Source organism: Halomonas campaniensis, assembly GCF_002211105.1.
Lineage (GTDB): Bacteria > Pseudomonadota > Gammaproteobacteria > Pseudomonadales > Halomonadaceae > Vreelandella > Vreelandella campaniensis_A.
Window position 1 is genome coordinate 49,085 of sequence record NZ_JPUA01000026.1, and the last position, 18,874, is coordinate 67,958.

An 18,874-nucleotide genomic window follows, 5' to 3' on the forward strand; every position below is an offset into this window, starting at 1 on the left:
TGGCGATAGCGAAGGGCAGCGTGCCCCTTTTGTCACTCTGCCGCTGGGTGCTAGTGAAGATCGGCTGGTCGGCAGTCTGGATCTGCAAAAGGTACTGGCTAATGGCGAAGCTACCTTTCATGCCGGGCTGCTTGCTAAAGCCGACGGCGGGGTGCTCTATGTAGATGAAGTCAATCTGCTGCCGGATACCCTGGTTGATTTGCTGCTGGACGTGGCCGCCAGCGGCACCAATATCGTCGAGCGCGATGGCATCAGCCACTCCCACCCGGCGCGCTTCAGCCTGATCGGTACCATGAACCCGGACGAAGGCGAGCTGCGCCCACAATTGCTTGATCGCTTTGGTCTCTGCCTTGAGCAGGCGGGGTCCATCAGCATCGACGAGCGTATTGCTATCGTGCAGCAGCGGGAGGCCTTTGACCGCGATCCTGCTGGCACGCTGCAAAACTATGAACATGCCCAGGCAGCCCTGGCCGAGCGTATTGCTAAAGCCCAGCGTTTGCTCAAAGAGATCACCACCGACTCCTGGGTGTATCGAACGATTGCCAACCGTTGTGAGGCCGCCGGGGTTGAAGGCTTACGGGCAGACGTTACTTGGCACCGTGCTGCACAGGCCCACGCTGCCTGGCGTGGCGTGGGTGGCGTGGAGCAGCAGGATATCGATACCGTCGAGCCTTGGGTGCTGGCGCATCGGCGTACCCAACCGCCAGAGCAAAGTCCGCTGTCATCGCCGACTAATCAAACGCCTTCGCAAGGCGAGGGCGGGTCGTCGGCAGCTAATAACGCGCCCAGCGGCGGGACGTCTAGTCAGCGCGGTGAACAGGGCCAGTGGGGCGCCATGCCTCCCACGGCTCAAGCGTCGATTAGCCAGCCAGCACTGAAACTGCCCGATAGCGATGAGTTTGCTCAGCGGGGTAAGCGTGCCCATACCGCTGCTAGCGCGGGCAAAGGCGGGGCGTTGGGCCAGGGGCGATCCCAGGTGACGACTTCGCGACTGGACGGCTTTGCGACCATTATCGCCAACCGCGGCCAGTGGCCCTGGCAGCAGTTAAAAATGCGCAAGGCCCGGGCGGGGCAGGCGACGGCGCACTTGGTGCTGCTGGATACCTCCGGCTCGACTCTGGGCCAGCGCCTGTTGGGTCAGGCGAAAGGGCTGGTTGAATCGCTGGTGACCCAAGCCTACGCCGCGCGGGAGCAGGTAGCGGTGCTGGGGTTTGGTAATGGCGGGGTGGTGCCGATACTCTCTCGTCGCCGAGCGCCTAAAAACGCGCGGGGCACTCTCGACAGCGCCAAAGGCGGTGGCGGCACCCCGCTGCGGGAAGCGATTATTGAAGCCAAGCGGCTGATCCGCCAGTGGCAGCGCCGCGAACCCGGTCTGAAGGTGCGCACCTATCTGATTACCGATGGCCGCACCCGGGAAACCGTTGACGATCTCGCCCCGCTGGAGGAGTGCCTGCTGATCGATACCGAACAGGCCAAAGTCAAGCGCGGGCAGGGCGCGCGCATCGCCCAACAGCTGGGCGCTCGCTACTGGCCAGCTTCGTTTGGCAAACCCTCTTTGGCGCATACTGTTTCTGCACATCAACCTGGGAACTTCTCATGAGCGACGCAAGCCACCTCAATCGCATGCAGCGCAAAAAAGACGTGGTCGATGAGCGCATCAGCCGCGCCACGGAAGAGCGCGGCGTGCTGATTCTGCTCAAAGGCAACGGCAAGGGCAAAAGTAGCTCCGCCTTCGGCACCATGGCGCGCTCACTGGGGCACGGTCAGCAGTGCGCGGTAATTCAATTCATCAAAGGCCGCCGCGAAACCGGCGAGTATCTGTTCTTTCGCGATCATCCCAAGCTTGACTGGCACATCATGGGCCACGGCTTTACCTGGGAAACCCAAAACCGCGAGCGGGATATCGAAGCCGCCGAGGCCGCCTGGGCCGTCGCCAAAGGGCTGCTGGAGAATCCCGCCTATCATATGATCGTGCTGGACGAGATGAGCTATATGTTCAAATACGGCTATCTCGACCCCGAACCGGTGGTGGAAGCGCTTCAGCGCCGCCCGGCGCACCAGAACGTCATTATTACTGGGCGCACCATGGCCACGTTGCTGCAGGAGATCGCCGATACCATCAGCGTCGTTCAAGATGAGCGCCACGCCTTTCGCGGCGGCGTCAAAGCCCAGGCGGGGATCGAATACTGATGATGACGCCAACCGCTCGCTGCCCCGCGCTGTTTATCGCCGCCCCGGCCTCAGGCCAGGGCAAAACCACCGTCACGGCGGGTCTGGCGCGCCTGCTGCGCAACCAGGGTAAGGTAGTGCGGGTGTTCAAGACCGGCCCGGACTACCTGGATCCGCAGATATTGGCCCAGGCCTCCGGCGAGCCGGTGGATCAGCTGGATCTATGGATGGCAGGCGAAGCCTACTGCCGCCAGCGCTTTTATGACGCCGCCTGCGAAGCGGACTTGATCCTGGTGGAAGGCGCCATGGGGCTGTTCGACGGCGAGCCCTCCAGCGCCGATCTGGCGGCCTTGTTTAATATTCCCATGGCGATCGTCATGGATGTAAAAGGCATGGCCCAGACCGCCGCCGCGCTGGTCTCGGGCTTGGTCGGCTTTCGCGATGACATTTATATCGCCGGGCTAATCGCCAATGCCTGCGGCTCGCAGCGCCACCGCGAGTTGATCGAAGGCGCGCTGCCGCCGACGATTCCCCTGCTAGCCGCTATGCCCCGCGACCCTGCACTGTCGCTCCCCGAGCGCCACCTGGGCCTCGTGCAGGCGGCGGAGATTCGCGAGGATCTGGAAGCCCGCTTCGAAGCGGGTGCTAAAGCGCTGGAAGCCGCTGGGCTGCTGGATGCGCTCGCCGCGCTTTCACCGGTGACCTTTACCGCCCCCCAGGAACAACTTGCGGCCGCTAAGCCGTTGCTCAACGGCCACACCATTGGCGTGGCCCGGGACGCCGCCTTCAGCTTTGTCTATCAAGCCAACCTCGATCTGCTGGAGCAGATGGGCGCAACGCTGCGCTTCTTTTCACCGCTGACGGATAGCCACCTGCCCGAGTGCGACGCCCTGTGGCTGCCCGGTGGCTACCCGGAGCTTCACGCTGAAACGCTGGCGGATAACGGCGCCATGCGTTCGGCTATTGAGGCTTTTTACCGCGCCGACAAGCCCATTCTGGCCGAGTGTGGCGGGCTGCTGTACTGCCTGGAAACCCTGACCGACTACGACGATATTACCCATACCATGCTGGGCCTGCTGCCTGGGCAGGGGGCCATGCGCGGGCGTCGTGGCTGCCAGGGGATGCAAACCGCCGAGCTGCCGGAAGGCCCGGTTCGCGGCCATGCGCACCACCGCTCCATGGCGGAAGGCACCCCCGAGCCGATTGGCCACGGCCGACGCCAGCGCCACCCCGCACCGGGAGAGGCGATTTACCGCCAAAAGCGCCTGACGGCGACCTATCTACATCTGTTTTTCCCTAATAATCCTGACGCTGTGGCCCGCTTGTTTTTATCAAGCTCGGCACCCGCCGAACAGCAATTCGAAAGTGAGGAGTTCATTCATGCAACTCAATAAAATTCCTGCCACGGTCGTGACCGGTTTCCTGGGCAGCGGCAAAACCACGCTGTTGGCCAATATTCTGCGTCAAGTCACCGGCAAGCGGATCGCCGTGATTGTTAATGAGTTCGGCGAGCAGGATATCGACTCCAGCCTGCTGCGCAGCTGTGCGCTGGGGTGTGAAGAGGGTAGCGAAGGCGGGCAGCTAGACGGTGAAGACGGCAGCATCTATGAACTGGCCAACGGCTGTATCTGCTGCACCGTGGAAGAAGAGTTTCTGCCGGTGATGAAAAAGCTGGTCGCCCGCCGCGATGATATCGACCACATCCTGATCGAAACTAGCGGCCTGGCGCTGCCTAAACCGCTGGTGCAGGCGTTCAACTGGCCCGACGTTCGCCAGCACTGCACCGTGGATGCGATTATTACCGTGATCGACGGCCCCGCCGTGGCCGCCGGGCGCTATGCCAGCGACGTGGACAAGGTGGCCGCCCAGCGCCTCGCCGACGAGAGCCTGGATCACGACCCCAGTCTTCGCGAGCTGCTCGATGACCAACTCAGCGCGGCGGATCTGGTGCTGGTCAGCAAAGCCGACCTGCTCAGCCCGGAAGAGCGTGCCCGAGTGGAAGCGGTGATTCAGGCTCGGGTGAGTGCCTCGGTGAAAACGCTGTTTATCGATCAGACCCAGACCACCGACACCACCCAGTTGGAAGCGCTGATGGGCATCGGTGCAGCAAGCGAAAAAAACATCGATAGCATTACCAATCACCACGACAAGCACCACGCTGAAGGCGCTCACCACGACCACGCCCACGATAACTTTGATTCTTGCGTGATCACCCTGGGCGAAGTCGATGGCGACATCCTGGCCGACAAGCTGCAACAGCTGCTGAAAAGCCACGAAATCTACCGCGCCAAAGGCTTTGCAGCGATTCCCGGCAAGCCCATGCGTCGGGTCATCCAGGCGGTGGGCGAGCGACTGGAAGGCTACTTCGACCGGCTATGGGCTCAGGACGAAACCCGCCAAACCCAATTAGTGATTATTGGCAAACACCTGGATAGCGCAGCGCTACGTGACGCGCTGACTGAAGCAGAGGTTCAAACGGCTACCTAATGCACTTATTTGCCGCCAAGCCCGGAGGCTTTGTCGATGATGAAGGCATTATCGACTTGCAACAGAGCCCCGCCGAGGTCGTGATACTCTCCGCCGCCGATAGCAACCTGTCGGCGCTGGCCCAGGCGGTTGACCGACTGGGCGAGGCGTACCCCTCGGTGCGACTGGCCAACTGGATGAATCTGGTAAAACCGGCCGCCTACGATCTCTACGAAGATCGGGTGTTGGAAAAGGCTCAGCTGGTCATCGTCTCGCTGTTGGGCGGCAAGGCCTACTGGCAGTACGGCCATGAACGCCTGCTCGCCTGGGCGGCGGCGAAATCTGAGCGCCAGCTGATACTGGTGCCGGGCTGCGATGCCCCGGATGACGCCCTGCTGGAAGATTCCACCATCGCCTTCGATGACGCGTACCGCGTGTGGCGCTACCTGCGAGAGGGTGGCACCGATAACGCCGAGCAGCTGCTGCGCTTTGTCGCCAATGAGTACATGGACAAGCCGCTGGGCGACTGGCAGGAGCCCAAGGTCATCCCGCCCGCGGTGATTTATGCGTCCCAGGAGCAGCAGGCGTCAAGCCTCAGCGAGTGGCGCGATCGCCAGGTGCCGGGGCGGCCGGTGTGCCTGCTGCTGTTTTATCGCAGCCATTTGCAGGGGGCGAACACCGCCGTACCCGACGGCTTGCTGGCAGCACTTAAAGACCAGGGGCTGGAGCCGTTGGCGGTCGCCGTGGCGTCCCTGAAAGAAGGGCCGTGCATTGACTTTATCAATCACCTGATTGAGCAGACTGGCGCGATGCTGGTAATCAATACCACCAGCTTTGCGGTCAACCGCAACGCCGACGGGCTGAATGCCCAGGGGGAAGAACTACCCGACAACCTGTTTGTGGGCCGACCCGTAGTGCTCCAGGCGATTCTTGCCAGCAGCACTAGCGAAGACTGGCAGGGCATGGCCGCCGGGCTGCATAGCCGCGATGTGGCGATGCAGGTGGTGCTCCCCGAGATGGATGGCCGCATCATCACCCGGGCGGTGGGCTTTAAAGCCGAAGCCCACTACAACCCGCGCTGCCAGCTGGCGGTAACCCACCACGTGATCCACCCGGAGCGGGCCGCCTTTGTGGCCGAGCTGGCGCGGCGCATTTGTTCGCTACGCTTAACCCCCAACGGGCAGAAGCGTGTCGCGCTAATCATGGCCAACTACCCCAATCGAGATGGCCGGATCGGTAACGGGGTCGGGCTGGATACGCCTGCGTCGACGCTGCAGATTTTAAGCGCCCTGAAGGAGGCGGGTTATCCGTTAAGCGAGCTGCCGGAAAATGGCGATGAATTGATCCGCCAGCTTCAGGGCGCGGTAACCAACGATCACGGCAGCCTCGACCAGCGCGCCTGCTGGCAGAGTATCAGCGTTGACGACTACTTGGCCTGGTTTCAAACCCTGCCCACCGAGCTGCAGGAAACCGTATGGACGCGCTGGGGTGCGCCTCATGAAGACCCCAAATGCCGCCAGGGGCGCTTGATGATCGCGGGTATTCGTCTGGGTGAGACCTTTGTGGGTATCCAGCCGGAACGCGACTTTATCGACGATCTCACCCAGTCCTACCACGATATGGAGCTGGCGCCGCCCCACAGCTACCTGGCGTTTTATTTTTGGCTGCGCGCGCACTACCAGGTCGATGCGGTCATCCATGTGGGCAAGCACGGTAATTTAGAATGGCTGCCGGGCAAAAGCATTGCGCTAAGCGCCGACTGCTGGCCAGATATTGCCCTGGGGCCGCTGCCGCACTTTTATCCGTTTATCGTCAATGACCCCGGCGAGGGCGCCCAGGCCAAGCGGCGCAGTCAGGCGGTGATTATCGACCACCTGATGCCGCCGCTGGCGCGGGCCGAACTCTACGGCCCCATGGCCGAGCTTGAAGCCCTCACCGACGAGTATTACCAAGCGCTGGATATGGATCCCCGCCGGGAAGCGCTGATTCGCAGCCAGATCCTCGCCCACCTGCGTGATACCGGTATCGACCAGGAGCTGGCGCACGCCGTGGATAGCGCTGATGACGCCGAGATTCTTAACGAACTGGATACCTTTCTGTGCGACATCAAGGAATCGCAGATCCGTCACGGCCTGCATATTCTTGGCACGCTGCCGCCTGAAGAGAAGCGGGCGGGCACCTTGGTGGCGCTGTTGCGGCTACCCCGTGGCGAAACGGTGGCAAGCCGCGGCCTGCTGCACAACCTGGCCAGCGATCTAGGCTTGGATTTTGACCCGTTAGCCGCGGGCAACGAGCCCTGGCAGGGCCCCGAACCGGTTATTTTAAGCCAGCAGCTCGATACCCCCTGGCGCACCGGGGCGGATGCCCGCGAGCGCCTGGAACTGCTGGCCGAGCGCTGGGTGGCCGACTACGTATTGGCAGACGGCTGCCTGGATGACCTGGCCCAGGATTACCCCGCTACGGCAGCGCAACTGCGCTACGCCCGCGACCAGCTATGGGTCACCATGCAGCGCGGCGTGAAGATGGAGATTAAGTCGCTGCTCGACGGCCTGGAAGGCATCTTCGTGCCCGCTGGGCCCAGCGGTGCGCCCAGCCGGGGGCGGCTGGATACGCTGCCCACCGGGCGTAACTTTTTCAGCGTCGATAACCGCTCGATTCCATCGCCCGCCGCCTGGACGCTGGGCGAAAAGTCCGCCCAGGCGTTTGTCGAACGCTACCTGCAGGATCACGGCGACTACCCGCGGCGGCTGGGGCTATCCATCTGGGGCACCGCCACCATGCGTACCGGCGGCGATGACATCGCCCAGGCCTTCGCGCTGATGGGCGTGCGGCCCATCTGGTCGCTGGGTTCCCAGAGGGTGAGCGACTTTGAGGTGATCCCGTCGATGCTGCTCAATCGCCCACGGGTCGACGTCACGCTACGGGTGTCCGGGTTCTTCCGTGATGCCTTCCCCAACGTGATTCGGCTGTTTGACGCCGCCGTGCAGGCGGTGGCGAGCTATGAAGAGCCGGGCAACAGCAACACCATCCGTGAGGCGGTGCTTTCCCGCCAGCAGGAGCTGGAAGAGCAGGGGCTAAGCCCCGAGATGGCTGCCCAGGAAGCGAGCTACCGAATATTTGGCAGTAAGCCCGGCGAATACGGCGCGGGCTTAAACCGGCTGATTGAAAACCGCGCCTGGGACAGCGCCGACGATTTGGCCGAGGCCTACCTGGGGGCAGGCGCCTACGCCTACGGCCAGTTTAAGGAGTCGGGCACGGCCGCACGCGGCGCCTTCGAGCAGCAGCTTCAAGGGCTGGATGCGGTGATGCAAAACCAGGATAACCGCGAGCACGATATTCTCGACTCCAACAGCTATTACGCCTTCCAAGGCGGCATGGCCAACGCTACCCGCTCGCTAAGCGGAAAGGCGCCGGAGATTTATCACGCCGACCACGCCAACCCCGCGATGCCCAAGATTCGCACTTTGAAAGAAGAACTGGCGAAGGTGATTCGCTCGCGAGTGTTGAACCCCAAGTGGATCAACGCCATGCGCGAGCACGGCTACAAAGGCGCCTTTGAGATGGCCGCAACGGTGGACTACCTGTTTGCCTACGACGCCACCACCGACCTGATTGCCGACTACCAGTACGCCCAGGTGAGCGACGCCCTGGTGCTCGACGCCGCCAATCAGCAGTTCCTGCGCGAGCACAACCCGGCCGCCCTGGAAGAGATGGCCGAGCGCTTACTCGAAGCGGCCCAGCGGGGCATGTGGCAAGACCCAGGCGAGCACGGCCAAGCGCTACAGGATCTGCTGCTGGAAATGGACGAAGCCAAAGAGACCAGTGGTCATGTCGCCCAGCCCGCGCATTAAAGGCTGGTGCCCCGGCGCGTGGCGCCCCATGGCCACCGGCGATGGCCTGCTGGTGCGCGTGCGCCCACCGCTGGGCCAGCTTTCGCGGGAACAGGTAGTGGCACTATGCGACGCCGCCGAAACCTACGGCAGCGGTTTAATCGAACTGACCAGCCGGGCCAACCTGCAGCTGCGTGGGGTGACTGACGAAAGCTGGCCGCCGCTGATGGCGTTTCTGGTCGAGCATCAGTTGGTGAGCGACGACCCCGAAGCAGAACGCCAGCCACAGCTGATGCTGGCGCCCGCCTGGCAAAAGGGCGATGACACCCCTACCATTGCCCGCCTCTTGCAGGCGCGGGGTAGCAAATTAGCCACCATGCCCGGCAAGGTGGGCATCGCCATCGATGCGGGAAAAACGCCGGTACTTGGCGACAGCGCCGCCGATTTTCGTATCGAGCGCTCAATGGCAGGCGGCCTACTGGTACGCGCCGATGGCTACGCGCAAGGCACGGCGGTGAGCGATGTTGAAGCCGCCGTCGAGCAATTGATCCGCCTGACCCACTGGTTCGTGGACAGCGGCGGCCGGGATGCGGGGCGTATGCGGCGGCATACAGCACCGCTGCCCGATTGGGCGCAGGCTGATACCGCCCCCGCGCCCCCCGGCGAGAAGCTGACGCTGGGCGAACATCGCGAGGGCATGGTGGTTGGCCTTCCTTTTGGTCGGGTGGCGGCTGAAACACTTCGCGAGGCTGTCTCCCAAACAAGTGCCCGCGTCGTGCAGGTCACTCCCTGGCGGCACCTGTTGTTGCAGGATTGCGATACACTACCCGCGATTGATGGCTTGATCCGTCATAATAGTGACCCGCGGCTAGCGATGGACGCCTGCCCCGGCGCGCCCTTTTGCGAACAGGCGAGTGTCGCCACCCAGCCGCTTGCCGAGAAGCTAAGCGGCTGGGTGGAAGGAGCGGTGCATATATCTGGCTGTGCCAAGGGCTGCGCCCGCCGTTCACCGGCCGATGTATGCCTGGTCGGCGAGGCAGGCCGATTTAATCTTATTGTTAACGGCAGTGCCGATAGCACGCCGGTTAAGACAGGCCTCACTGAGAGTGAGGCGTTGGATGTTATAAAAAAGCTCAGCGAAAGCCGTTAGGTTTATCGATATTAAAAAAATAGTGGCTTATATGCTGGATAGCTGAGTGCCAGGGCAGGTTGTAGCGAGGGTCTTTCGACAGGACGTCGAAAGTAGCGCCCAGGGACGGGTTCACAGCGCCCTCGCGGAAACCTGTCCTGGCACGGAGGCCTTGCAGACCAGCAACTGCGAATTAGTTTATTTGGAGAGTTTGGGTGCCCTATAAGTACGAAACCAGTGGCCCGGCGATTTACCGGGAGTCGTTTGCGATTATTCGCAGTGAAGCCGAGCTTGGCCGCTTTTCAGTGGAAGAAGAGACCGTGGCGGTGCGCATGATTCACGCCGCCGGGCTGGTTGAATTGGCCGCGCATATTCATTTTCAAAACGACGTGGTCAATAAGGCCCGCGCTGCCTTAGAGCAGGGCGCACCGATCCTCTGCGATGCCCGCATGGTCTCGGAAGGCATCACCCGCAAGCGGCTGCCCGCTGACAACAAGGTCATCTGCACCCTTAACGATGAGCGCACGCCCGGCCTCGCCCAGGAAATGGCCAACACCCGCTCGGCGGCGGCGCTGGAACTGTGGCGGCCGCACCTGAAAGGCGCCGTGGTCGCCATTGGCAACGCGCCTACCGCACTGTTTCATCTGCTCAATATGCTCGAAGACCCAGCGTGCCCGCGCCCGGCGGCGATTATCGGCTGCCCGGTAGGTTTTGTCGGCGCCGCCGAATCCAAGGAAGCGCTGTTGGCGAATCCCGCGCTGCCCAGCTGTATCGTCCGCGGTCGCCTGGGCGGCAGCGCCGTGACGGTAGCGGCCATCAACGCCATGGCGGATCGCATCGAATGACCCTGGGAACGGTATACGGCGTTGGCCTGGGCCCTGGTAGCCAAGACTTGATGAGCGTGCGCGCCGACCGCCTGATACGCGGCGCGACCCACGTGGCCTATTTCCGTAAAAAGGGCCGCTGCGGGCATGCGCGTGCCATCGTGGAGGGCATGATCCCGCCTGGCGCAATCGAGCTGCCCATGGAGTACCCGGTCACCACGGAAATTCCCTTTGACGACCCGCGCTACAATGAGCTGCTGGCGGCTTTTTACGAACGCAGCGTGGCCCAACTGATCGAGATGGCAGAAGCCGGTTGCGATGTGGTGGTGCTGTGTGAAGGCGACCCGTTCTTCTACGGCTCCTTTATGCACCTCTACACCCGGCTGCTGAACCGCGTGCCCGTCTCGGTGGTGCCGGGGATTACCGGCATGTCGGCGGCGTGGACGGCCACCGACCAGCCCATTACCTGGGGCGATGACATCATGACCGTGCTGATGGCAACGCTACCTGAAGAAGTGTTGGCCGAACGCATAGCCCAGACCGACGCGCTGGTGGTGATGAAGATAGGCCGCAACCTGGCCAAGCTACGCCGGGCCCTGGTTCACGCTGGCCGCGAAGGCGAAGCCTGGCTGATCGAGTACGCCGCCATGACGCAACAACGCGTATTGCCGCTGGCGGATGTGGGCGAGAGCGTGCCGTACTTCTCGATTGTGCTGATCCATGGCCACGGGAGGCGGCCATGAGCGGCTGGCTGAAAATCGTTGGCCTGGGGCCGGGCTCAGAGGCCATGGTCACTCCCGAGGTAACGGCCGCACTGCAGGAAGCCACCGACGTGGTGGGCTATGTGCCCTACGTTAATCGGGTTGCGCCGCGTGCTGGATTGGTTCGCCATGGCTCGGACAACCGCGAAGAGATCCGCCGCGCGGAGCAGGCGCTACAGTTGGCGCTTGAAGGCCATAAGGTAGTGGTGGTGTCTTCCGGCGACCCCGGCGTCTTTGCCATGGCCGCGGCGGTGTTCGAGGCCCTGGAAGCGGGCGATGCCCAGTGGCGCATGTTGGATATTCAGGTACTGCCGGGCATTTCCGCCATGCTGGCCGCCAGCGCAAGCGTCGGCGCGCCACTGGGGCATGACTTCTGCTGCATTAATCTATCCGACAATCTCAAGCCCTGGGCGCTAATTGAAAAGCGCCTGCGCCTGGCCGCCGAGGCCGACTTTGCCATGGCGTTTTACAACCCGCGCTCCAAGGCGCGCCCGGCGGGCTTCGAGCGCACGCTGGACGTACTGCGGGAAGCCTGCGGGCCGGATCGATTGATCATCTTCGCCCGGGCGGTTTCAACCCCGGAAGAGTCAATTCGAGTCACCACCCTAGGGCAAGCGACGCCGGAAATGGCCGATATGCGCACGCTGGTGATTGTCGGTTCTCAGCAGACGCGATTGATTGAGCGGGATGGAGCGCCGCTGGTGTATACGCCGCGTTTCTCCCAGTGAGTATGTACAGGGGCGAGGGCAGGCTGATGCGAGGGTCTTTTCCCATGGATGGGAAAAGTAGCGCCCAAGGACGGGTTTACAGCGCCCTCGCAGCAGCCTGCCCTCGCTACCAAGATGTGCCGCTGACTTCGGTAGCCTTGTAGGGTTAAGTTATCCAGTTGATAACCTCATCAACAGTATGAACTTCAAGACGAGATGGCAGGTGAGGCCGTTCTATCATCACCACGGGCAGGCCGAGCCTACGGGCAGCGGTCAGCTTTGAGGCTGCACCATCGCCGCCAGAGTTTTTACACACAATGCGCTGGATACGCTGGTTTTCCAGCAGGGCTAAGTCGCCCTCCAAGGTAAACGGGCCTCTATCGATCACGGCGGTATAATTCGGCAGCGGCAACGGGCTGGTAGGCCGGTCAACCAAACGCAGCACGTAATGGTGCTGGGGCTGGCCGGCAAAGGCCGCAAGGTGCATGCGGCCAATAGCAAGCAGCACCCGCTGGGGCGGGCCCGCCAGGGCACTGACGGCTTCATCGATACTTGCCACGCTTTGCCACTGGTCACCGTCAACGGGTCGCCAGGCAGGCCGGGTAAGGGCAATGGCCTTTACGCCGCACTGCGCCGCAGCGGCTAACACGTTCGCACTCATTTGCGCGGCAAAGGGATGGGTGGCATCGACGATATGGGAGATGCGCTCCCGGGCCACAAAGTCGGCAAGGCCGCTAACGCCGCCAAAGCCGCCAATACGGGTCGGCAACGGCTGGGATTTAGGCGTGGCAACGCGACCCGCATAGCTGAAAATGGCGGGAAGCCTGCGCTTGGCAACCGCACTGGCCAGGGCGCTGGCCTCCGAGGTTCCCCCGAGAATTAGGATCTTGATCATGGTTGAGGTTAACAACACTCCCTGGCTGACCCTGTTAGGTTGGGGGGAGGGTGGCACACAGGCGCTAACGGCGGCAAGCCGCGCCGCACTGGAAAGTGCCGAGGTGGTGTTCGGCGCGCGCCGTCACCTGCGTCTTTTGCCGCCCCTAAATGCCGAGGTGATTGAGTGGCCGGTGCCCTTTGCCGATGGCATTCCCGAACTGATCAATCAGCGTGGCCGCCGGGTGGTGATGCTGGTCTCAAACGACCCGTTCTGGTTTGGGGCGGGCACCACCCTGGCGCAGCATCTCGGCGCTGACGAGTGGCTGTCATTGCCAGCGCCTTCCACCTTCAGCTTGGCGGCTTCCCGCCTGGGCTGGCCGCTGGAGTGGTGCACCTGCCTGGGCCTGCATGCCAAACCACTGGCGCGCATTCGGCCTTACCTGCATGTCGGTAGGCGTTTGCTGGTACTGGTAAGGGACGGCGCGGCGGTGGCCGAACTCGCCTCGCTAGTTAACCGATTCGGCTTTGGGGATTCCCTGCTAACGGTGCTGGAAGCCCTGGGCGGCGATAACGAGCGGATACGCGCTTTGAATGCCGATGGCGAGCTGCCCCAGGATATTGCCCATCCGGTCGCGGTAGCGCTGGAAGTCGCCGGTAACGGCCCTGCTTTGCCCCTGACGCCCGGCCTTCCGGATCATTTTTTTGACCACGACGGCCAGATCACCAAACAGACCGTTCGCGCCATGACTCTGTCGGCGCTGGCCCCCATGCCCGGCGAGCGGCTATGGGATATCGGCACCGGTTCAGGCTCTATCGCCATTGAGTGGCTGCTCGCTCACCCGGATAATCAGGCGGTGGGCTTTGAGCAAAACACTGAACGGGCAGCGCGAGCGCGTAGCAACGCAGAGAACCTGGGCGTTGATTGGCTTGAGGTCAAAGAGGGCCGCGCGCCGGAAGTGCTAAACGATACGCCGCTGCCGGAGGCGGTATTTATCGGCGGCGGGTTATCCCAAACGCTGTTAGACGACTTATGGCAGCGCCTGCCCGAAGGCGTGCGCGTCGTCGCCAATGCCGTCACCCTGGAATCCGAAGCGCTGCTGGCCCACTGGCAGCACAAAGTAGGCGGCGAACTGCTGCGCCTGGAATTGGCCAACGCCGCCCCCATCGGCACCCGGCGAGTCTGGAAGGCCAGCTACCCCATCGTTCAGTGGCGGGGCGTTCGGTGAAGCAATTGGCGTTGAGAATAGCGGGATTTGGCTTTCGTCGCGAGGCCACGGTTGGCTCGCTCGGCCAAGCGCTGGATCAGCTTGTCGAGCACTACGGGGCTATCGATAAGCTGGCGGCGGCTCATTCAATGCTGTCGTTAGTCGAAGAATTGGGGCGGCTACGAGGCATCGAGGTTATCGCCGTGGTGGACGCCGAGCTAGCGACTGTGACAACGCTTACTCATTCAGAACAAAGTTTGCAGGCGCGTGGCACGGGCAGCGTGGCCGAGGCCGTAGCGCTATTAGCGGCAGGCCCAGGGGCAACGCTGCTAGGGCCAAGAATAATCTCAGTGGATCGGCAGGCCACCGCCGCACTGGCAGAAGGAAATAGATAATGACGGTACATTTCATCGGCGCCGGCCCCGGCGCACCGGATCTGCTTACCCTGCGCGGGCGCGACCTGATCGCCGCCTGCCCGGTGTGCCTGTACGCGGGTTCATTAGTGCCGGAGCAAATACTCGAACACTGCCCGGCAGGGGCAAGGGTGATTAACACCGCGCCGCTATCGCTGGATGACATCATGGAGGAGATCAGCCGCGCCCACGCCGAAGGCCAGGATATCGCCCGGCTGCATTCGGGGGATCTCTCGGTGTGGTCGGCCATGGGCGAGCAACTGCGCCGCCTGCGCGAGCTGGAGATCCCCTACAGCATTACCCCCGGTGTGCCTGCGGTTGCGGCAGCCTCGGCAACCTTGGGCCAGGAGTTGACGCTACCTGGTGTCGCCCAGTCTGTAGTGCTCACCCGTACGCCGGGGCGGGCCAGCGCCATGCCCAGCGACGAGACGCTTGCCAATTTCGCCCGCACCGGCGCCACGCTGGCTATCCACCTCTCTATCCATAATCTTTCCCAGGTGGTAGAGAGCCTAACGCCTTACTACGGCGAGCAGTGCCCGGTAGCGATTGTGTGGCGGGCAAGTTGGCCCGACGAGCGGATAGTACGTGGACGGCTAGCCAGCATAGAAGCGCTGATCGATGACACTATGCAGCGCACCGCGCTAATTCTGGTGGGGCCGGTGCTGGAGAGCGACGACTTCCAAGAGAGCAGCCTCTACGCCGTAGGCTACGACCGCCGCTTTCGCCCCCAGTCGGCGGATTCGCCTTTTGCCACGGTAAACCAAGATCAAGAGAGCGAACCATGATCACGCTCTCGCTCATTGGCATCGGCACCGGCAACCTCGATCACGTCACCCTGGCCGCCGTGCGCGCCCTCAATAACGCCGATCTGATTCTGCTGCCCCGCAAAGGCGAGGCCAAGTCGGATCTTATCGACCTGCGCCGCTTGCTCTGCGAAAGGCTGCTGGAAACGCCGGTGACCACCAAGATCGTCGAGTTCGATCTTCCTAGTCGTGATGATGGTCGCAATGACTACCTGGGCGCGGTAGACGACTGGCACGCTGCCATCGCCAGCGTCTGGGCGCAGTTAATGGATGAACATCTCCCCAGCGGCGGGCGGGTAGGGATGCTGGTATGGGGTGACCCCTCGCTTTACGACAGCAGCCTGCGCATTACCCAGCGCCTAAGCGCTGCGGGTAAGCAGGTGGATGTAGAGGTAGTGCCAGGCATCACCAGCCTGCAAGTGCTCACTGCCGAACATAAAATTCCCCTCAACGCTCTCGCCGAGCCGGTACAAATCACCACCGGCCGCCGCCTACGCGAACGCGGCTGGCCAAGCGATGCGGCCACCGTCGCGGTAATGCTAGATAGCGGCGGGGCCTTTACCACGCTTCCGCAAGATGACACCTACATCTGGTGGGGCGCCTACCTGGGCATGGACAAACAGTGCCTGATCAAAGGCTGGCTAAGCGACGTCGGCGACCAGATCATCCAGCGCCGCGCAGAGCTGCGCGAACAACACGGCTGGATCATGGATATTTATCTGCTGGCCAAACAGCCCCTGCTATAGTGCCGGTATTAATATGGAATGAATTTCCATAAAATAGCGCTACTAACCAACTAACTAACTTGTGAGGAATGGCCATGAGCTTTTACGTTTACCTATCCGGCGAGATCCACACCGATTGGCGCGAAGAAATACAACGCGGCGCCGAGGCCGCGGGCCTGGATATCGTGTTTACCGCACCAGTGACCGACCACGCCGCCTCTGACGCCGCTGGCGACCACCTGGGCAAGCCGGAAAATGGCTTCTGGCGCGACCACCAGTCATCCAAGGTCAACGCCATCCGCACCCGCACCATGATCGAGCAGGCTGATCTGGTCGTTGTACGCTTTGGCGACCAGTACAAACAGTGGAACGCCGCCTTCGATGCAGGTTACTGTGCCGCACTCGCAAAGCCCTATATCACCCTGCACAGCGAAGACATCGTTCACCCGCTGAAAGAAGTTGATGCTGGTGCCCAGGCTTGGTGCACCACTACTGATCAGGTGGTCGAGACACTGCGCTACGTACTCAAAGCATAAATCCAAGCGCCTCCCACAAACTCAACTGCTGCATTAGTGATGCTGACCCGGTGTTGTGGGAGGGCGCTTCAGCGCGCGAAGAATCGACCATATAAAAAATCCAGCCCAATAGAGTGCCAGGCCACTATTGCGAGTGTGCTTCGCTAAAAACTCTATAAAATCATAAAATTGCATAGTCTTAGTACGGCGTAATGCTTGGCGAGGAACGAGCCAAAAGGCACCCGCAGCGGCGGCCCGGCGCGAAGGCAGCGCCAGCTCAATTTTTCTGCAAAGTCACGTGACCTAAGCCAATTTTATGAATAGAGTATGATTTGATCAGCAAAACGAGAGCGCGCCTGAATTTTGGGCATACTCCCAAACTATTGTTAATTTTATTAAATGTTAGATGGTTAGTGCTATTTCGGCGCGCGTGATAAGAATGTTGAACAGCGCTGCGCGTTCATTCAATATCAGAACGTGCAGTCTGATCACCGTTAGGCATATATGAAGCCACTATTAGTCTCGCGTGTTGAGCCATTCTCACCAGGAGATGAGTCTGCGAAAGTCTCGCTGCAGAGCGAGTTCGGAGAGCTGGTTGTCTTCAGCTATCCATGTGACTTTAAGCCAGGGGATTTGGTGCCAAACAAGCTGAGCGTCTTAGACGGAGATGCCAAGGCTGCTTATCTGGCTGATTGGCCGGATGAAATGAAGAAAGAGCACGCTGTAGAAAGGATTGAGCGCACGGGGCCGTTCTCATACAAAGGAATTGGCTATGTTGCCGACCAGTCTTCGGGACTTGTTGAGGTGATGGGCTTTGTACTGGATTTCGGAGAGGTCCCATGCACCGGTCATGTCGAATTCGAGTGCTTGCGGGTGGATCTGTGAAGAAACCTAACCAGTGCGTCAACGAGATTGATTTCCCGCTGGCGCTCCAAACCAACCCGTTACGCTGGCGTTAGGTTTCCGAGGAGAATATGAGCTCTACTAAGTTAACTGACTATCAACTAAAAAAGCTCAAACCTCTGGAATTGGAGCTAAAATATGCAGTGCGCTCTAGTGATACTGACAGAGCAATTGAAATTGCAACACAGATTCAAGAGCTTTTTCCAAAGGAATGGAGAAGGCATCATCGTCTTTTGCGGGCTAAATTGTGGGCTTTTGAATCTTGCTTGGACGCCAATAGGCTCTCTTATGCGCAAAGGGGCTTCATTGGTATAAGAAAGCTATCTGCCCCAACCACTCGCCTTTACCTAGAGGCGTCCAGCCTATTGGCTGTTTTCCATCTCAGGTCAAAGGATACTTCATCAGCAAAGGGCTTGATTAAGGAAGTTATTGAAAAAGTGAACAATATCAGCTCCGAGAGGACAAGGCATCAGTTCCAAAAGCGCTTGATCGAACGGATTGAAGAAGAATGCATTCTGACTGAGCTGATTGGAACCAATCACGCCGAAATGAATGTTGATGAGATCCAAGCAAAAGCTGTACTCCTGATTCAAAGAAATTCTGATGACGAAATCTTTAAGCTCATCGGCAACTCGGTTCCAACGGCCAGTATTAGCCTTCTGCGAGATGTGCGCACTTATTCATTGGATCAGTTGCCTCCTCCAGATAGAAAGCTGTTGCCGTCACCCGAAAAATCAGAGCAACCAAAAAAGATAGGAAAAATCACCTTTGCAATAATCAAGCGCATTGCTTGGAAGACGTTTTGTAATCCAGATAGTTCGATATATAAACTATGGAAAAATCGGGTTCCCAAAGTCTTTAACGAAGGCTATTTTTCTGCAGCGGTGGTTACCACTATGGGTGATTTCAGAATTGGAATTCCCTTGCTTGCAAGTGGTATTTCGGCTCTGGTAATGAAATATACAGCGGAAGAGTTTTGTGAATTCTCGAAGCCAAAGGGGCTTATGATTCACCGCGGAAAAGAATAAACCTAACTAGGCGGTCAAGCGGACGCCAAAAGCGTGGCGCTTTTGATCCCCCAGCTGCGTTCCGGCGCCGGTTACCATCAGAGTTAGGCATACGTAAGGAAGAGACATGGGGAAATACGGAAAGGCCGCTATTCGAGCTCAGGAGCTTTTGACAGTGAATAGAAAGTTGGAACCTGTCTCAGCCTGGAACAGGGCCGTAAATGAAGTCTTTCCGAATAGCCCCTTATCCCGGGAGAAAAGCTGTCCTCGCGGTGCATTCTTGGGCCTTTGCTCCGACGGTCTAGTGTCAGGGGTTCCATCAGGCGAGTACACACTATCAAAAGACAATCGTCGCTATGCACGCGAAGCGGTAAAGCTTCTCCGGAAGGCGCCTTCTTTGGCCGACAAACCAGACGAGGTCTGGAAGGAAATCATGCGAGGGGAGGCTAAGTCGGAGAACTCACAGATGGACGTTGCAATTTCGCTATGGCAGGCCGGTGCCATTAGCAAGAACGATGTCTAACAATCCGCTCAAGTTCGT

Annotated in this window: 18 protein-coding genes; 17 read left to right on the forward strand and 1 reads right to left on the reverse strand. The window is 60.5% G+C overall.

What is annotated here, in order from left to right:
• From JI62_RS08985 to cobJ, 9 genes are all read left to right on the forward strand, one after another.
• The coding region (locus JI62_RS08985) for an ATP-binding protein (protein WP_240513187.1) at positions 1–1,600 on the forward strand (1,600 nt) is incomplete at its 5' end.
• Complete coding sequence (gene cobO / locus JI62_RS08990; RefSeq protein ID WP_088699838.1) at positions 1,597–2,190, forward strand: cob(I)yrinic acid a,c-diamide adenosyltransferase; 594 nt, start codon at positions 1,597–1,599, stop codon at positions 2,188–2,190. The genes JI62_RS08985 and cobO, both read left to right, overlap by 4 nt.
• Positions 2,190–3,563 (forward strand): cobyrinate a,c-diamide synthase, encoded by a 1,374-nt coding sequence (locus JI62_RS08995; protein ID WP_088699839.1) that lies wholly within the window; start codon positions 2,190–2,192, stop codon positions 3,561–3,563. The genes cobO and JI62_RS08995 overlap by 1 nt, the downstream gene beginning before the upstream one ends.
• On the forward strand, positions 3,550–4,656 hold the full coding sequence (gene cobW / locus JI62_RS09000) for a cobalamin biosynthesis protein CobW (RefSeq protein WP_088699840.1): 1,107 nt from the start codon (positions 3,550–3,552) through the stop codon (positions 4,654–4,656). Before JI62_RS08995 ends, cobW begins: the two co-directional genes overlap by 14 nt.
• The gene (gene cobN, locus JI62_RS09005; RefSeq protein ID WP_088699841.1) at positions 4,656–8,486 is read left to right on the forward strand and encodes a cobaltochelatase subunit CobN; all 3,831 of its coding nucleotides are present in this window, start codon (positions 4,656–4,658) and stop codon (positions 8,484–8,486) included. The genes cobW and cobN overlap by 1 nt, the downstream gene beginning before the upstream one ends.
• Entirely contained in the window at positions 8,464–9,615 is a 1,152-nt protein-coding gene (locus JI62_RS09010; RefSeq protein ID WP_088699842.1) for a cobalamin biosynthesis protein CobG, read from the forward strand. Before cobN ends, JI62_RS09010 begins: the two co-directional genes overlap by 23 nt.
• Before the next feature lie 194 nt (positions 9,616–9,809).
• Positions 9,810–10,439, forward strand: coding sequence for a precorrin-8X methylmutase (locus JI62_RS09015; protein WP_088699843.1), 630 nt, complete (start codon positions 9,810–9,812; stop codon positions 10,437–10,439).
• Positions 10,436–11,161, forward strand: a complete 726-nt coding sequence (gene cobI / locus JI62_RS09020; RefSeq protein ID WP_088699844.1) for a precorrin-2 C(20)-methyltransferase — start codon at positions 10,436–10,438, stop codon at positions 11,159–11,161. Before JI62_RS09015 ends, cobI begins: the two co-directional genes overlap by 4 nt.
• Positions 11,158–11,907 (forward strand): precorrin-3B C(17)-methyltransferase, encoded by a 750-nt coding sequence (cobJ, locus tag JI62_RS09025; protein WP_088699845.1) that lies wholly within the window; start codon positions 11,158–11,160, stop codon positions 11,905–11,907. Before cobI ends, cobJ begins: the two co-directional genes overlap by 4 nt.
• 145 nt (positions 11,908–12,052) lie before the next feature.
• Here cobJ and JI62_RS09030 read toward each other — a convergent pair whose 3' ends face one another.
• Positions 12,053–12,781 (reverse strand): cobalt-precorrin-6A reductase, encoded by a 729-nt coding sequence (locus tag JI62_RS09030; RefSeq protein WP_088699846.1) that lies wholly within the window; start codon positions 12,779–12,781, stop codon positions 12,053–12,055.
• Here JI62_RS09030 and cbiE point away from each other — a divergent pair.
• From cbiE to JI62_RS23190, 8 genes are all read left to right on the forward strand, one after another.
• Positions 12,780–13,988: a precorrin-6y C5,15-methyltransferase (decarboxylating) subunit CbiE gene (gene cbiE / locus JI62_RS09035; protein WP_088699847.1), complete on the forward strand. Its 1,209-nt coding sequence runs from the start codon at positions 12,780–12,782 to the stop codon at positions 13,986–13,988. The genes JI62_RS09030 and cbiE overlap by 2 nt on opposite strands.
• Positions 13,985–14,362, forward strand: coding sequence for a cobalamin biosynthesis protein (locus JI62_RS09040; RefSeq protein ID WP_088699848.1), 378 nt, complete (start codon positions 13,985–13,987; stop codon positions 14,360–14,362). The genes cbiE and JI62_RS09040 overlap by 4 nt, the downstream gene beginning before the upstream one ends.
• Entirely contained in the window at positions 14,362–15,165 is an 804-nt protein-coding gene (gene cobM, locus JI62_RS09045; protein ID WP_088699849.1) for a precorrin-4 C(11)-methyltransferase, read from the forward strand. Before JI62_RS09040 ends, cobM begins: the two co-directional genes overlap by 1 nt.
• Positions 15,162–15,929, forward strand: coding sequence for a precorrin-6A synthase (deacetylating) (gene cobF / locus JI62_RS09050; RefSeq protein ID WP_088699850.1), 768 nt, complete (start codon positions 15,162–15,164; stop codon positions 15,927–15,929). Before cobM ends, cobF begins: the two co-directional genes overlap by 4 nt.
• 74 nt (positions 15,930–16,003) lie before the next feature.
• Complete coding sequence (locus JI62_RS09055; RefSeq protein WP_022523082.1) at positions 16,004–16,444, forward strand: YtoQ family protein; 441 nt, start codon at positions 16,004–16,006, stop codon at positions 16,442–16,444.
• A gap of 483 nt (positions 16,445–16,927) precedes the next feature.
• Positions 16,928–17,308 carry a hypothetical protein gene (locus JI62_RS09060; RefSeq protein WP_088699851.1) on the forward strand — a complete coding sequence of 127 codons (381 nt, stop codon included), beginning with the start codon at positions 16,928–16,930 and terminating at the stop codon, positions 17,306–17,308.
• An 89-nt stretch (positions 17,309–17,397) separates the two neighbouring features.
• Entirely contained in the window at positions 17,398–18,354 is a 957-nt protein-coding gene (locus JI62_RS09065; RefSeq protein ID WP_088699852.1) for a hypothetical protein, read from the forward strand.
• Between the two features lie 106 nt (positions 18,355–18,460).
• Complete coding sequence (locus JI62_RS23190; protein WP_088699853.1) at positions 18,461–18,856, forward strand: DUF6979 family protein; 396 nt, start codon at positions 18,461–18,463, stop codon at positions 18,854–18,856.
• Positions 18,857–18,874 lie beyond the last annotated feature (18 nt).

What these genes read in the sequence shown, in the direction of transcription:
- cobO (WP_088699838.1), top strand. Translation starts at nt 1,597, where the DNA reads ATGAGCGACGCAAGCCACCTCAATCGCATGCAGCGCAAAAAAGACGTG.
- JI62_RS08995 (WP_088699839.1), top strand. Translation starts at nt 2,190, where the DNA reads ATGATGACGCCAACCGCTCGCTGCCCCGCGCTGTTTATCGCCGCCCCG.
- cobW (WP_088699840.1), top strand. Translation starts at nt 3,550, where the DNA reads ATGCAACTCAATAAAATTCCTGCCACGGTCGTGACCGGTTTCCTGGGC.
- cobN (WP_088699841.1), top strand. Translation starts at nt 4,656, where the DNA reads ATGCACTTATTTGCCGCCAAGCCCGGAGGCTTTGTCGATGATGAAGGC.
- JI62_RS09010 (WP_088699842.1), top strand. Translation starts at nt 8,464, where the DNA reads ATGTCGCCCAGCCCGCGCATTAAAGGCTGGTGCCCCGGCGCGTGGCGC.
- cobI (WP_088699844.1), top strand. Translation starts at nt 10,436, where the DNA reads ATGACCCTGGGAACGGTATACGGCGTTGGCCTGGGCCCTGGTAGCCAA.
- cobJ (WP_088699845.1), top strand. Translation starts at nt 11,158, where the DNA reads ATGAGCGGCTGGCTGAAAATCGTTGGCCTGGGGCCGGGCTCAGAGGCC.
- cbiE (WP_088699847.1), top strand. Translation starts at nt 12,780, where the DNA reads ATGGTTGAGGTTAACAACACTCCCTGGCTGACCCTGTTAGGTTGGGGG.
- JI62_RS09030 (WP_088699846.1), bottom strand. Translation starts at nt 12,781, where the DNA reads ATGATCAAGATCCTAATTCTCGGGGGAACCTCGGAGGCCAGCGCCCTG.
- cobM (WP_088699849.1), top strand. Translation starts at nt 14,362, where the DNA reads ATGACGGTACATTTCATCGGCGCCGGCCCCGGCGCACCGGATCTGCTT.
- cobF (WP_088699850.1), top strand. Translation starts at nt 15,162, where the DNA reads ATGATCACGCTCTCGCTCATTGGCATCGGCACCGGCAACCTCGATCAC.
- JI62_RS09055 (WP_022523082.1), top strand. Translation starts at nt 16,004, where the DNA reads ATGAGCTTTTACGTTTACCTATCCGGCGAGATCCACACCGATTGGCGC.
- JI62_RS09060 (WP_088699851.1), top strand. Translation starts at nt 16,928, where the DNA reads ATGAAGCCACTATTAGTCTCGCGTGTTGAGCCATTCTCACCAGGAGAT.
- JI62_RS09065 (WP_088699852.1), top strand. Translation starts at nt 17,398, where the DNA reads ATGAGCTCTACTAAGTTAACTGACTATCAACTAAAAAAGCTCAAACCT.
- JI62_RS23190 (WP_088699853.1), top strand. Translation starts at nt 18,461, where the DNA reads ATGGGGAAATACGGAAAGGCCGCTATTCGAGCTCAGGAGCTTTTGACA.